The sequence below is a fragment of the Halocatena halophila genome, from assembly GCA_027563145.1.
GTDB classification, from domain to species: domain Archaea; phylum Halobacteriota; class Halobacteria; order Halobacteriales; family Haloarculaceae; genus Halocatena; species Halocatena halophila.
The window spans coordinates 1,199,675-1,213,068 of sequence record CP071306.1 but is presented as its reverse complement, the minus strand read 5'-3'; the positions used below and the strand labels follow the sequence as shown (position 1 = coordinate 1,213,068).

Annotated in this window: 12 protein-coding genes and 1 tRNA gene; 8 read left to right on the top strand and 5 right to left on the bottom strand. The window is 57.4% G+C overall.

Features of this window, described 5'->3' with window-relative positions; all coding sequences use genetic code 11:
• Positions 1-197 precede the first annotated feature (197 nt).
• Positions 198-638, top strand: coding sequence for a GNAT family N-acetyltransferase (locus JXQ78_RS06430; RefSeq protein ID WP_330632653.1), 441 nt, complete (start codon positions 198-200; stop codon positions 636-638).
• A 15-nt stretch (positions 639-653) separates the two neighbouring features.
• Here the strand turns inward: JXQ78_RS06430 and JXQ78_RS06425 are convergent, their stop codons facing one another.
• From JXQ78_RS06425 to pan1, 4 genes are all read right to left on the bottom strand, one after another.
• Entirely contained in the window at positions 654-2,423 is a 1,770-nt protein-coding gene (locus JXQ78_RS06425) for a cbb3-type cytochrome c oxidase subunit I (protein ID WP_330632652.1), read from the bottom strand.
• An 86-nt stretch (positions 2,424-2,509) separates the two neighbouring features.
• Positions 2,510-2,749 (bottom strand): DUF6684 family protein, encoded by a 240-nt coding sequence (locus JXQ78_RS06420; RefSeq protein WP_330632651.1) that lies wholly within the window; start codon positions 2,747-2,749, stop codon positions 2,510-2,512.
• Positions 2,750-2,806: 57 nt separating this feature from the next.
• Entirely contained in the window at positions 2,807-3,226 is a 420-nt protein-coding gene (locus JXQ78_RS06415) for a DUF7541 family protein (RefSeq protein ID WP_330632650.1), read from the bottom strand.
• Between the two features lie 66 nt (positions 3,227-3,292).
• Positions 3,293-4,504, bottom strand: a complete 1,212-nt coding sequence (gene pan1, locus JXQ78_RS06410) for a proteasome-activating nucleotidase Pan1 (RefSeq protein ID WP_330632649.1) — start codon at positions 4,502-4,504, stop codon at positions 3,293-3,295.
• A gap of 177 nt (positions 4,505-4,681) precedes the next feature.
• Here pan1 and JXQ78_RS06405 point away from each other — a divergent pair, with 177 nt between their 5' ends.
• The 4 genes from JXQ78_RS06405 to JXQ78_RS06390 all read left to right on the top strand — a co-directional run bounded on the left by JXQ78_RS06405 (position 4,682) and on the right by JXQ78_RS06390 (position 8,572).
• Entirely contained in the window at positions 4,682-4,948 is a 267-nt protein-coding gene (locus tag JXQ78_RS06405) for a winged helix-turn-helix domain-containing protein (RefSeq protein ID WP_330632648.1), read from the top strand.
• A gap of 45 nt (positions 4,949-4,993) precedes the next feature.
• Entirely contained in the window at positions 4,994-5,239 is a 246-nt protein-coding gene (locus tag JXQ78_RS06400; protein ID WP_330632647.1) for an HAH_0734 family protein, read from the top strand.
• A gap of 275 nt (positions 5,240-5,514) precedes the next feature.
• Complete coding sequence (locus JXQ78_RS06395; protein ID WP_330632646.1) at positions 5,515-6,876, top strand: glycosyltransferase; 1,362 nt, start codon at positions 5,515-5,517, stop codon at positions 6,874-6,876.
• A gap of 58 nt (positions 6,877-6,934) precedes the next feature.
• Positions 6,935-8,572 (top strand): ArnT family glycosyltransferase, encoded by a 1,638-nt coding sequence (locus JXQ78_RS06390; protein ID WP_330632645.1) that lies wholly within the window; start codon positions 6,935-6,937, stop codon positions 8,570-8,572.
• Here the strand turns inward: JXQ78_RS06390 and JXQ78_RS06385 are convergent.
• On the bottom strand, positions 8,554-10,827 hold the full coding sequence (locus JXQ78_RS06385) for a DUF2298 domain-containing protein (RefSeq protein WP_330632644.1): 2,274 nt from the start codon (positions 10,825-10,827) through the stop codon (positions 8,554-8,556). The two genes, JXQ78_RS06390 and JXQ78_RS06385, sit on opposite strands and share 19 nt — an antisense overlap.
• A 172-nt stretch (positions 10,828-10,999) precedes the next feature.
• Between JXQ78_RS06385 and JXQ78_RS06380 the strand changes: the two genes are divergently transcribed.
• The 3 genes from JXQ78_RS06380 (at position 11,000) to JXQ78_RS06370 (ending at position 13,356) form a co-directional block, all read left to right on the top strand.
• Positions 11,000-11,074, top strand: a tRNA-Met gene (locus JXQ78_RS06380).
• 90 nt (positions 11,075-11,164) lie between these two features.
• Positions 11,165-12,229, top strand: a complete 1,065-nt coding sequence (locus tag JXQ78_RS06375) for a polyprenyl synthetase family protein (RefSeq protein WP_330632643.1) — start codon at positions 11,165-11,167, stop codon at positions 12,227-12,229.
• 65 nt (positions 12,230-12,294) lie between these two features.
• The gene (locus JXQ78_RS06370; RefSeq protein ID WP_330632642.1) at positions 12,295-13,356 is read left to right on the top strand and encodes a M42 family metallopeptidase; all 1,062 of its coding nucleotides are present in this window, start codon (positions 12,295-12,297) and stop codon (positions 13,354-13,356) included.
• The last annotated feature ends 38 nt before the right edge of the window (positions 13,357-13,394 follow it).

Sequence of the window (13,394 nt, the reverse complement as noted above, 5' to 3'; positions counted from 1 at the left end):
GATTGGCCCAGCAGGACATTGAGCTTTTTGTCCTCGGACTGCTATGGCAGGTATGGAAGAGAAAGATCTCCTGCTGGTCGTGTTCTCCGGAATTGCCCTGCTGATGGGGCTCTCCGCGTTCGCTCTCGTCGCGAACATGGTGTGAGAGAATTTCACCGTCAGCCACCGTTTTTGCGACGGCCATCCCCAGCCACGACATGGTCGTCGAATCACGAGTGCTGCATGGTGGAGACGCTCCCGAACTGTGTGCGTTGTACGCGACGTACGGCTGGTGGGAGGATCGAACGCCAGCGCAAGTAGAACGAGCACTCGAACAGACGGATCTGGCGATCGGCCTCGTAGACGACGGCGAATGCATCGCGGCTGCTCGTGTCATCTCTGATTTTACCTTTTATGCCACCGTTTTCGATATCATCGTCCACGCCGACCGACGCGGAGCGGGGCTGGGAGAACAACTCGTTGCAGAAATTCTCGACCGTCTTGAGCCGACGCCGCTTGAGCGCATTACCTTGTACTGCCGTGACGGACTCGAACCGTTCTACGAAGCAGTTGGCTTTGAGCGAGCTGAAAAAACGATTGCCATCCCAGAGGGTGGCCAGGAGAGACTACTGACGATGTATTACGAATACGAGAACTGATGGGCTCGACGCGAGCTAGTCGTCTGACTGGTCGTCGCTGCCGCCGTCAGTGATGGCGGTTTCGAGCCGGTCTGCGTGCCACTCGAACTCGCGGGACTCCATGCCGTACTCGCGAAGGTCCCATGGATCGGGGCCGGCTGCTGGGCCCTCATACCACGAGACGACGAAGTTGTACAGCCAGATGATCGTCCCGATCGCCATGATGAACGCGCCCACTGAGGCGATGATGTGGAGATTCTGGATGAGCACCGAGAACGGCGCACCCTGATCGCCGTACGTTGCATACCGGCGCGGCATGCCGTCGTAGCCGAGCAACAACATCGCGAAGAACGTGATGTTCGAGCCGATCATCCACGTCCAGAAGTGCCAGCGTGCGAGCGTCTTCTGATACATCCGACCGGAGACGATCGGATACCAGTAGTACATGGCTGCAAAGCCCGCGAATGCGATTGCACCCATCACGATGTAGTGGAAGTGTCCGACCACGTAGTACGTGTCGTGGAGCAGCTGATCGACCGGAATTGAGGAAAGGAACACGCCGGTGACGCCGCCAATGATGAAGTTCGAAACGAAGCCAACACTGAACAACATTGGCGCTGTCAGCCGAATGTCGCCGTTCCACATCGTTGTGATCCAGTTGAACGTCTTGACCGCACTCGGAATGGCGATCGCAAGCGAGACCGCCATAAAGGAGAGCCGAATCCGTGGGTCGATGCCTGTGGTGAACATGTGATGCGCCCAGACGCCAAACGAGAGCACACCAATTGCGAGCGTGGAGTAGACGACGAACTTGAAGCCGAACAGCTTCCGTCCGGAGAACTTCGGAATGATGAGGCTGATTACACCCATTGGTGGCAACACCAGGATGTACACCTCGGGGTGACCGAAGAACCAGAACAGATGCTGCCAGAGAATCGGTGAGCCGCCTTGAACGGTGAAAAACGTCGTGGCGAAGTTACGATCGAGCAACAGCATGACGATCGCAGAGCCGAGCAGTGGGAACGCAAAGAGGATCAACGCAGACTGGGTGAGGATCGTCCACGAAAAGATGTCGAGGTTTGCCCAGTTAACCTCCTCATTGCGCTCTGAGAAAATCGTCACCAGGAAGTTGATCGCACCGAGCGTTGCCGAAACGCCCGAGAGATGCAATCCGAGCAAGAACAGATCCACGCCGGGATTCGTCTGCATGATCGAAAGCGGCGTGTACATCGTCCAGGAAGTCTGAGCGGATTCGATTGCCCCGCCCGTCATCGGATCGAGGAAGAATCCAGCCCAGATCAACAGCGCTGCCGGTGGGAGCAACCAGAATGCAATGGCGTTGATCCGTGGAAACGCCATGTCGTCAGCACCGATGAGCAACGGAATGAAGTAGTTCGAGAGGGAGGCAATCACTGGTGTTCCGAACAGGAACAGCATTGTGATGCCGTGACTGGTCATCAGCCCGTTGTAGAACGCCTCGCCGCCAAGCCCTTCGAGCACGTCCATTGCGGGCGTCATCAGCTCCGTCCGAATCAACAGGACGGCGAGCCCACCCCAGGCAAACGAAATGACGGCAAACACGCCGTATAAGATCCCGATGTCCTTGTGATCGACCGTCGTTAACCAGCGTGTGAGCCCAAGCGGCTTTTCCCGCGTGATGTAGCCCGACTCACCGCCGGCGACGCCCCCACCGCTGGTCAGTGGCGTGTACGTTCGCCAGTCTTCCAAGCGGGACAGGGCCATCGCCACCGCAGCGAGAAAGACTCCCATCAAAACGGTCAGCGCGAGCTGTGCTGATAGGTCCATATACGACCCATCAGCACCGGTGGATTAGAAAGGTTATGTTCTGCGGCGACGAATTTTGCACCAAAAATTCGGGGAGAACCCGGCCGTTACTCCGATTCGAGCAACTGCTCGTCCCGGGCGATCGCCTTGCCAGAAATATACGTTAACGCTGCCAGCGAAACAAATGGGATCACCAGGAGTGCCATCTGTACTGACGTTGCGAGCGGATCGTAGCCGAACCCTGGCAACAGCAGGAATACGGCGATGAAAAACACGATGATACCGAGCGGGATGATGTTCACCGTCAGATCGAGCAGTGTCTCTCGATCGAAGACGCTGGATTCCATACCCACGAAATCGTTCGGACGGCTAAATAGCGCTTCGATTCGCCCCGTTGGGTGTGGTTACCGGTGTGTGGTGGCGAGCTGGGGTCCCACAAGCGCGAGCACGATGCCGGCGATGCCGGCGACGATGATCGAGATTCCGCGCACGACGACGCCGTTGGGTGGTTGCGCGAATCCCTTCGCGAAGACACCAACGACCTCCTCAGGTGCGAGGGCGCTCGCCTGTGTGACAGCAATGAGAACGCCAACACCAACGAGCAGCCCGCCAAGTCCGGCGAGCAACCGCCACGGACGGTCCGTATAGCCTGCCTCGCTGACGGCCGCCGCAATCGCACCGATGAACAGCACCAGCCCACCGACGGAAATCGGGATGACTCCGAACAACACGCCCAGCTCGGAGATGACGAGCCCGAGCGCCACGAAGAGGGGCCACGAGCTAGAGCGACGATACTGGTCGTCCAATCCCGGCTGTGCATCCATGGCTGGAGCTAGAATACACACGTTGAAAGGAACGTCGAAATGGGTGTGACCGACCAATTGGATGGATCAGGCGAACGTCTGGCTGACCGAATCGTCGTCTTCAGTGTCGCTGATCTTCTCCCAGGCGGCCTCGAAATCCTCGCGTGTGACGGTTTCGCGGTCGTCACGAATCGCAAACATCCCCGCCTCTGTACAGATGGCGTTGATGTCGGCTCCGCTTGCTGACCCGGTGAGCTCGGCCAGCGCTTCGAATTCCACATCGTCGGCCACGTTCATCGAGCGGGTGTGGATCTTGAAGATCATCTCACGGCCCGTCTCGTCCGGTTTTGGCACCTCGATGAGCCGATCGAATCGGCCTGGCCGGAGGATCGCCCGATCGAGCATGTCAAACCGGTTGGTGGCGGCAATAATCGAAATCTGCCCACGCTCGTCGAAGCCGTCCATCTCTGCGAGCAACTGCATCATCGTCCGCTGGACCTCAGCGTCGCCGGACGTTTTGGATTCGGTCCGCTTGGCGGCGATGGCGTCGATCTCGTCGATGAACAGTACGGCCGGCTCGTGCTGGCGTGCAAGCTCAAAGAGATCACGAACGAGCTTTGCACCCTCGCCGATGAATTTATGAACCAGCTCGGAGCCAGCCATCTTGATGAACGTTGCATCAGTCTGGTTGGCAACGGCCTTGGCGAGCATCGTCTTGCCAGTGCCAGGTGGCCCGTGGAGCAACACGCCCGATGGTGGCTCAATGCCGACCTCATCGAACCGACCTGGGCTGGTAATTGGTAGCTCGACGGTCTCTCTGACCTCCTCGATCTGGTCGTCGATCCCACCGATATCTTCGTAGCCAACGTTAGGCTGGTGGTCAACCTGCATCACCCGCGCACGCACATCGGTCTCGGCATCGAGAATACGCACAATAGAGAGCGAATTGTTCACGGCAACCCGGTCGTCTGGCCCCAGCGCCTCACGTAGCTCCTGGGTGACCTCAGTCAGTGCTTCCTGGTTGTTTCCGTGCTGTTTGATCACCACGCCGTCCTCGGTGATCTCCTGGACCGTTGCGATGAACAACGGTGACTGTTTGAGCTTTTTGTTCTCGTGGGTCAGCCGCTCTAGCTTTTGCTGGTATTTGTTGTTCTCCGCGTTCGCATCGAGAAGCTTGTCCCGCATCTCCTCGTTTTGTCCCTCCAGGGTTTCAAGCCGTTCCTGGAGCGACTCGATTTTTTCCTGTTGTGACGCGTCGGGTTCGTACGGCCATTCGACGTCGTCAACGATGTCGGTCATCTACTCGAACAGTAGCAGTCGTTCTCTTAAGAGGCTTCGGGTCAACTGAGGGTAGAAGCAGTCTCCCTCTGGTATTCGGCCAGCTCACGACCGTTTCACTACCGATTGCACTGATGCAATAATCAACAGTAATATTGAAATAGAAAATATTACATTACTGCATCAATGAACGGTGGTATGAGCACAGCAGATCACAGCGACGAATCGATTGGCCGCCAGCAGCTTGAGGACTGTCCCCCAAGCGCGAAGCTGGTGGCGAAGGTGCTGGAGTATGATGGACCACTGACCCAGCAAGAGCTCTCCGAAGAGACGCTGTTGCCGACCCGGACGGTCAGATACGCAGTCTCCCAGCTGGATGATATTGGCGTCGTCCAGTCTCGGTTTTCGTTCACGGACGCGAGAAAGCGCGTGTATCGGCTCACGGATTCGTACGAACGAGTCTGAGCCGCTGTCGAAGGCTTTAATCCGGTGCTGGTGCGAGCAGTACGCATGAAGAATCTCATCATCGATGGCGATCCAGGCATTCGAAAAGATGCCGTGATCGAGCACGATGGCGAAGAACTGGTCTGCTTTTCGATCAAGCGCCAGGGCGACTGGCACGGCCCAGAGCGCGTGCAACTGTGGTGTACCGTCGGAGACGAATCCGAGCGAGAATCGTTCGAACGTCGGCAGTACATGCCGATGTACCTCGATACGGACCACACGACTGCGGAAACGATATCGGTCGTTCAGTAATCAGCGACCGATCAGCTGTTGACTCGCTGGGAACAACCACCGGTACCGATCCGATTATTGTCAGATATTCCTGTTCGACGACACACTACTGTGAGGAGACTGTCCGCTACTGTTTACTGACTACCTGGATCGTAAGCTTTGGGCGCACAGTCACTGGATTTCCGGTCAGTTACTTTCCGTATAAATCACCTTAGCTGGGCTCGCAACGGTCTGCAACGGCGCAACTGAACGGAACGATTTCACGCTTTTATTAGGTATCCCCAGGTACTGGTAGTATGGAAGTCAAGACAGTCGAAGAGACGTCGCTATCTCTCCGTCGGATATCGACGTATGCGCTCATTACGGGGGTTCTGGTGACGGGTGTTCTGTTACCAATCCCGTACGTGGAGGGGTACGGAAGTCTCCTCAACACGATCTTGCTGCTGGGGTTAGTCGGTCTCGTTGGCCGAACAGTCGTCTCTGCGGTGATCGCGTTCTCGCGCTCCGATCCGCCATCGATTCCCGAAGACACAGAGCTTCCGTCGGTCTCTGTCGTGATTCCGGCGTACAACGAGGAGCCGGTTCTCGGAGAGACGATCGAAGCGTGTAAACGAGTGGATTATCCCGAGGAGAAACTCGAGGTCGTCCTCTGTTATGAGGCCAGCTCGACCGACCGAACGGCAGCCATTGCCAACGCGGCCGCAAAAGAGGATTCGCGGTTCAAAGCGGTCGTTCGCGACGAACCCGGCGGTGGAAAGGCAAAAGCAACGAACTACGCCCTGCAGTATGCGACGGGCGATATCATCGCTAGTATCGACGCAGATCACAAATTCAAACCGAACGCGATTCGGCGTGCGGTTGCCTGGTTCCTCGAAGATGAAGACACCTGGTGTGTGAAAGGTCGCTGCTACGGTGACAATCCGACCGACTCAGTACTTGCACTGCATGCGACCGTCGAACGGCACATCGCAGAGAAGGCTGATCTGTTCGCACGCGAGGTCGTCGATGGATTCACGATCTTCGGTGGCGGGCAGGCGTTCTTCCGTGCGGAGGTATTCGATGAGCTCGGCGAGTTCGACGAAGAAATTCTCGTCGAAGACATCGACATGTCCTCGAAGATCCACCAGATCGGCAAGGAGCTCAAAATGGATCCGCACGTTATCACCTACGAGGAGAATCCGGCGACCCTCGACGCCTGGTGGAATCAGCGCAAGCGCTGGGCACGCGGCTGGATGCAGGTTGCAGTCAGGTATCTCCCGCTGTTGCCCCAGGAAGCCGCCGTTTCGACGAGAAAGAAAGTCGATGCGGTCTACACGTTCGTCTACGCGATCGTACCGGTGTTGTTCGTCCTGGTGTTTCCGATGCCGTTGTTCCAGGGCCTGCAGGGTGTCACAACTGCGTCGTTCATTCCGGGCGGCTGGGCAATCTGGAGTGCAATCTCCGTTGCACCGGTTGTCGTCTCCTATCTCGTCTTCATGCAGGACTGGCTCGACGGAGAGACACACCACTGGCGCGAGTATCTCGCGGCGTTCACGCTCTGGTTCTATCTCATCTTCCAGACGGTCGTGTTCATCGCCGCGTTCATTGATGAGTTCATTCTCGACAGAGAGAGTATCTATGTCACGACATCGCGTTCGGGACAGAGCCAACCGCGGTAATTCCGTCAGCGTATATCCTGGTATGACGGTCCAATTCGACGAGTGAGGGGGAATCACAATGGCAACGAGAGACCTGATTGACGACGATGAGAACGCGACGCGGCCACGATGGAGTCTTCCACGACCGACCAGCGATCAGCTCTGGCTGATTGTGGCACTCTGTGTTGGCAGTGCGGTGTATCTTTCTTATCTATCGACGCACAGTCATCCAGCGTATGAGGGTGGACTGTATCTCCAGATCGCAGAGGAGATCCGAACGAGTGGGTATGGGCTCCCAGAGCGAATTCCGTACTATCTTGAAGGGGGAATTCCGTTTGCCTATCCGCCGCTGGTGTTTTACTGCATTGCCGCGGTAACGGATCTGACGGGCGTTGACCCGGTGATGCTGGAGCTGTACGTGCCGGGTGTTGTGAGCGTCTGTTATCTCATTCCGTACTACTACGTCGCCAAGGAACTGCTCGGACAACCGAAACTTGCCGGTATTGCGACGATATTTTTCGCGGTCACGCCACAGGTGTTGCGGTGGCACATCTCAGCGGGTGGCATCGTGCGGTCGGTTGCGGTGTTGTTCACAATGTTGGGGCTGTTCGCCGGCATCAAACTCTTTCGCGACCGGAATCGACGGTGGGTCCTCCCGGCGGCCCTGTTGTTTACGTTGACGTTGCTGTCGCATCCGGTGTACTCGGTCTTTTTCGCGGGGAGCTATCTCCTGTTGTACGCCTATTACGATCGGACAGTTCGTGGATTGCTCGTGGGCGCACTCGTTCCGCTGACGGCGCTCGTTGGTGCGTCTCCGTGGCTGCTACAGATCGCACAGACCCACGGCCTTGAGATCTTTATGACTGCAAGCGGGACGCACACTGGTCTGTTTGGTGGCTTCGACCGAATCAAATCGAAGCTCATCTATCCACTCTGGGGATCAACCGTCATCGTTCCGTTTTTCGTGACCGCGTTCGCCGGGGGTATCTACGCGATCGTAAAACGACGATACTTCCTGCCGGTGTGGATGGTGCTTTCGGCATACGTCATCGGAAAACAGCGGTTCACCTTCGTCGCCGGCTCGATGCTGGCGGCAATCATCATCGTTGAGGTGATCGCGCCATCGATCGCAGACATTGATCTTGAGCTGCCGATCCCGGTGTTGACATCGCCACAGCGGCTGTTCTCGGCCGTGTTTGCGTTCTGTGTCGTTGCCGGTGCGATCAGCACTGGCGTTGCCTTTGCTGGCAGCGAGTTGAACACCAACTATCACGACAGTGCCACACAGCCCCAGACTGTAGACGGACAAGATCTTGTGGCATCCAAGTGGATCGCAAACAACACCGAGCGCAACGAAACATTCGTGGTGATGAGTGATGCTGCCGAGTGGATCCCCTACTACGCAGAGCGGACGGTCGTGCTCAGTCCGTGGGGAGCAGAGTGGACGACAACGGGTGGCTACTACACCGAGTACGAACTGTTCCGCGATCTCGCAAGCTGTCGCGATCTCGACTGTGTGTCCGTACTACTCAACACCGCAGATCGTCATCCAGATTATCTCTACGTCTCTCGCGAAGCGTACACTGTCCACGGCAACGAACACAGCGGCCGAACGCAACTGGTAAGAGAGTTGCGCATGGCCGACAACTACGATCAGGTGTACACCAATCCGGGCGTGGCGATCTTCAAACGAACCGATCAGGAATCGACTTCGTAGATCGTCACGTTTCCGAACTCGTGGACGGTGAGCCCGTCAAGCTCGCCAACGCTGATTGTGTCGTAGCGCGCGCGTTCGTTTGGCCCAACGTAGATGTAGCTGATATCGTACCGGTGGATGATCTGCCGTGCTGTCGATTGATTGCCGGTGTAGAGGCTGTCAACGTCGCTAACGCGTCGTTCGTACACTGAGCGGTTTCGGTAGCCGATTTCGTGTGCCCATCCGGCGATTGTCGGCAGGCCCGACAGCGTTGCCTCGGCGTTGACCCACCGGTAGATGTGGGTTCCAGGGGCACTGGCGATCGTTGGCTGTCCGGATCGGTTGTCGAGCCATCGGATCGCGGCTGCTTCTTCAGGGTGCTGGTCGAGAATGATGTGGGCGTCCAGTGTTGGCTCTTCGAGCGTTCCACCGATTTTCGGCGACGTGACATGATTTGTCGTCGCGAGCACGGGATAGATGGCCGTTGAGACGACGAGGACCGCCACGAGAACGCGCCCAGCTGGCCGCCAGCCGGACCGGTTTGACTCCCAGAGCCATGCGATCGTGACCCCACCCGCGATAGACCAGAGCACCCAGATCTGCATGTACGCCTTGAACACCGTGTTGAACCGGTGGATGCCGGCCTGCTCTTTCACGTAGAACAGCTCAACGAGTAGAACGATTGCCGTCCCTGCGAGGATGAGAATCCCGGCGAACCCGCCCGTGACCGGTGTAGTGCTGTCGTCCCGGTTGGCTGCTCGAAGCTGGTGCCAGACGATCAGTGCGATCGGTGCCGTAAGCACGAGCGCTGGGAGCCAGCCCGTGATCGCAATACCAACGAGCGCGCCCGCGAAGAGGCCGATGGCGATAGGATAGCGCTCGAAAAGCGGTCTGAGCGTTTCGATTCGGAGTGTTACTCCAGCAAACAACAGCAAAAAGGCCCCCAGGACGACAAACAGCGGACCATACGGTGTCGGCACCGAAACGATAGCCAGCTGTCGGCCGCTAACAGCGGTTGACCAGAACGGTGCCACGCTGATGAGACCAACAACCACCGGGATGGTGAGTGTCCCGAGCGCACCGACCGCGCCGAACAGTTCGGTTGCAACCCATTTGACCGGTTGGCGGTTGCCACCAGCACGGACGAGTCGGTCTCGGAGCCGACGCTGGACGCCAACACCCAAAAGCGGGGTACTGAAGGCAACAGTGAGAAATACCAGCCCCAGACTCGTGGGAAACGACCAGGTGTTCGTCAGCGCGATCCAGCCGCTGGCGAGACCGATCGTCACCAACAACGCCACACGTCGGGTTCGGTCCTCCTGGTCAGTCCGGTAGTAGCCATAGCAGAGCGTGGCCACGAGCACGAGAAAGAGCGGTGAGATCATATGCGCGTGCAGGTCGCCGTTGAGAAACGAAAAGAACGGAAACTCCGTGGGAATGCGGGGTGATTTTGGATCGGTTGGAATCGTCTGAATGACTCGACTGGCGTTCCAGTACGAGAACGCTTCGGGCGATTGGGCAAGTCCCTCAATCGGAACATTGAGTGTCTCTGCGAGTGCGTTTGCGATCGAATCAGGAACCAGCCAGAGCACCGTCCGCACGGCTGGCTGGAGATTACTCGCGACGCCAACGAGCAGTGCTCCAGCTACGCCTGCCCGTCTACCGCTCCAGTCTGCACTCCTCGCCAGTAGACGCGCCAGTCCGTACACACCCATCACGAGCGAGCCATACCAGGCTGCAAGCGAAAGGTTGTATCCAAACCGGGGATCGGTACCGGTCAGTAGTGTGATGGTCGCACTCAACAGATGCCCACCGTAGTAATAGCGAACCGTTTCACCGGCAAACCAGACGTCTTGTGGTGGTAACTGACTCGCTCGGGTCAAAGAGCGCAACAGGCTGTAATCCAGAAATTTCTCCCCACCGCTTGAATGGATTGCTGGATCGACAGCCCGTATCAACACCATCACCACAAATGCGACCGTGAACACCACGAGCGGACCAGCAAGCGACTGCACTGAGGGAAGTCGATCGACGCGTCGATAGGCAGCTACCGAACAGATTGCGAGAACGAGTACCCCGCCTGCGATCGCTGCAGGCCCGAACACGAACTGTCCAATCCAGTAGGTGCTTACTCCGAAAAGGAGCAACGAAAGCGCAAGCCCAGCAGGCGCCCCAACGGTTGCTTGCCTGGGGTGCAACACCACGGCAAGCGGGATTCCGGCGAGATAAAGGCCGAAAAAGACAAAAAGCCACTGCATAACCAACTGATACTCCATGCGGGGCGATATTGAACTGGAACTATAATTCTTGTGTGATACGAGCGGATTTCATCAGTCGGTTGCCGTCTGGTGGTAACGATCTCTCGATTGTCACCCAGCCACTTGTGAGTGAGTAACGGACGGCGACAGAATCATAACCCTTACTACGGGGAGTGAACTACGAGATAGTAGCGGGATGGGATAGCCAGGAGATTCCGCCGGGCTCATAACCCGGAGATCGGTAGTTCAAATCTACCTCCCGCTATGTTTTTGGACAATTGCTCTCTTGGCACATTGTCTGTTAGCGTCAGTTGAAATAACGAGGCTTTTGATTCCCGAGCGGATGGTCCAGGACATGCGGGAGGTGCTTGCGGAGTGGCGGCCGGTTGTTGACAGAGAGATTGAGCGAATACTACCACGAACGCTCGACGACGCGTATTTAACCGAGTTTTTCGGCACGCCACGGTTCGAATACGACACGACTGGCGTCCAGCAGGCGCTTTCCGTTCCTGTGTGGAATCTCCTTGACCGTGGCGGAAAGCGCTGGCGGGCAATCGTCTGTTTGCTCATGATCGAGGGGTTTGGTGAGGACCCAGAGACGTATCTTCCCTACGCCTGCATTCCTGAGATCCTCCATAATGGGACGATCATCGTTGACGACGTAGAAGACGGAGCCACAATGCGACGAGGCGAACCGGCTCTCCATCGCGTCGTTGGCATCGACGCGGCGCTAAACGCCGGCAACGCACTGTACTTTCTGCCGTTGAAAATCATCACCAACAATCCAGCCGGGCTGTCCCCTGAGCGTCGACTTCGTGCCTACGAGATGCTGATGGCTGAGCTAAATCGCACGCATCTCGGCCAGGGGATGGATATCCAGTGGCACAACACCGAGTCGATCGATATCACAGAAGCGCAGTATCTTGAGATGTGTGCGTGTAAAACCGGCTGTCTCGGGCGGATACTTGCGAAATTGGCGGCGATCGTCTCCGGTGCAGATGAGTCAACGTGTGAGACGGCGGCCGAATTCGCTGAGCTGATGAGCATCGCGTTCCAGATCGCAGACGACATTCTGGACATCGAGACCAGTCTGGAAAACGGCGGTGCGTTCGGCAAGGCGGCGGGCAACGACATTCTTGAGGGAAAAAAGACGCTGATGGTGATTCACGCGGCCAGAACCGGCGATCCGGAAGATGTTGCGCGCATGGAACGGATTCTCTGGGATGAAACGAACGATCCTGAGGCAATCGAATTCGTCGTTGAGCTCCTCCAGGAAACTGACAGCATCGAATACGCCAGAGAATACGCACAGTCGCTTGCAGAACAGTCTCGAGAGCGGCTTGCAGCACTGGATCTCGATCCCGAGATTGAATCTCAGCTCGCCGAATTCACTCGCTATGTAATCGATCGAAACATGTAACTGTCGAATTGCGTAGCCATCTCCAGAACACATTGCTCATGTGAACTGCCCACCGAGCATATTGCATGTCGGATTTTCCATCGTCAGTGTCGTTTGACACGGAACTGCTGACTGAACTGACCGAAGCGAGTGGCGTCCCCGGCTACGAAGATCCGGTTCGCGAGATCGTTCGCAGAGAGCTCGAGCGCTCGACAGACGCGGTCGAATCGGATGCCATGGGAAACCTGATCGGAACGATCGAAGGTGAAAGCGAGTACAGCGTTCTCGTGGCGACACATATGGATGAGATCGGCTTTATGGTTCGTCACATCGACGATGAGGGTTTTCTTGCGGTCGATCCGCTGGGTGGCTGGGATCCGCGCGTCCTCCGCGCACAACGCGTGCGCGTCCACACCGACGACGGTGCGTTGGCTGGAATCATCGGCTCCGTGCCGCCCCACACCGAAGATGATCCGGAGGCGACACAGGATCTTTCCGACGTCCGGATCGATCTCGGACTCGACGGCGAGACGGTTGAATCGCGCGTGGCCGTTGGTGATCTGGTGACGATGGAGCAGACAACACGTGCGGTCGGCGAGCTCGTCACCGGCAAGTCGATCGACAATCGCGTCAGCGTGGCTGCAATGCTCGAAGCCGCACGCCAACTCTCGGAGCCGTCCGTGACGATCCATTTCGTGGCGACGACTCAGGAAGAGGTCGGGCTTCGTGGTGCGAGTACGATTGGCGTCGATCTCGATCCGGATCTGGCGATCGCGCTCGACACGACGGTTGCAAATGACATTCCCGGTCACGAGGCTGCCGATCACGTCACCGAACTGGGCGCGGGAACGGCGATCAAACTGAAAGACTCCGGGGTGATCACCAACCAGAAGGTCAACCGCCGACTCAGGTCGGTTGCCGAAGCCGAAAATATCGAGTTCCAGCACGAGATTCTCCCAGCAGGTCGCACCGACACCGCCCGTCTCCAGCGCACGAACGGTGCGACGCCCGCCGGGGCGATCAGCGTTCCGACGCGCTATCTCCACACCGTCACCGAAAGCGCACATTTCGACGATATCGAGCGGACGATTGCACTGTTACGGGCGTTTCTCGAGACCGAGACCGGCGAGTTCGACTACACACTGTAGTTCTGGACAGGAAATCAAAGTATTCACTACAGCGGATT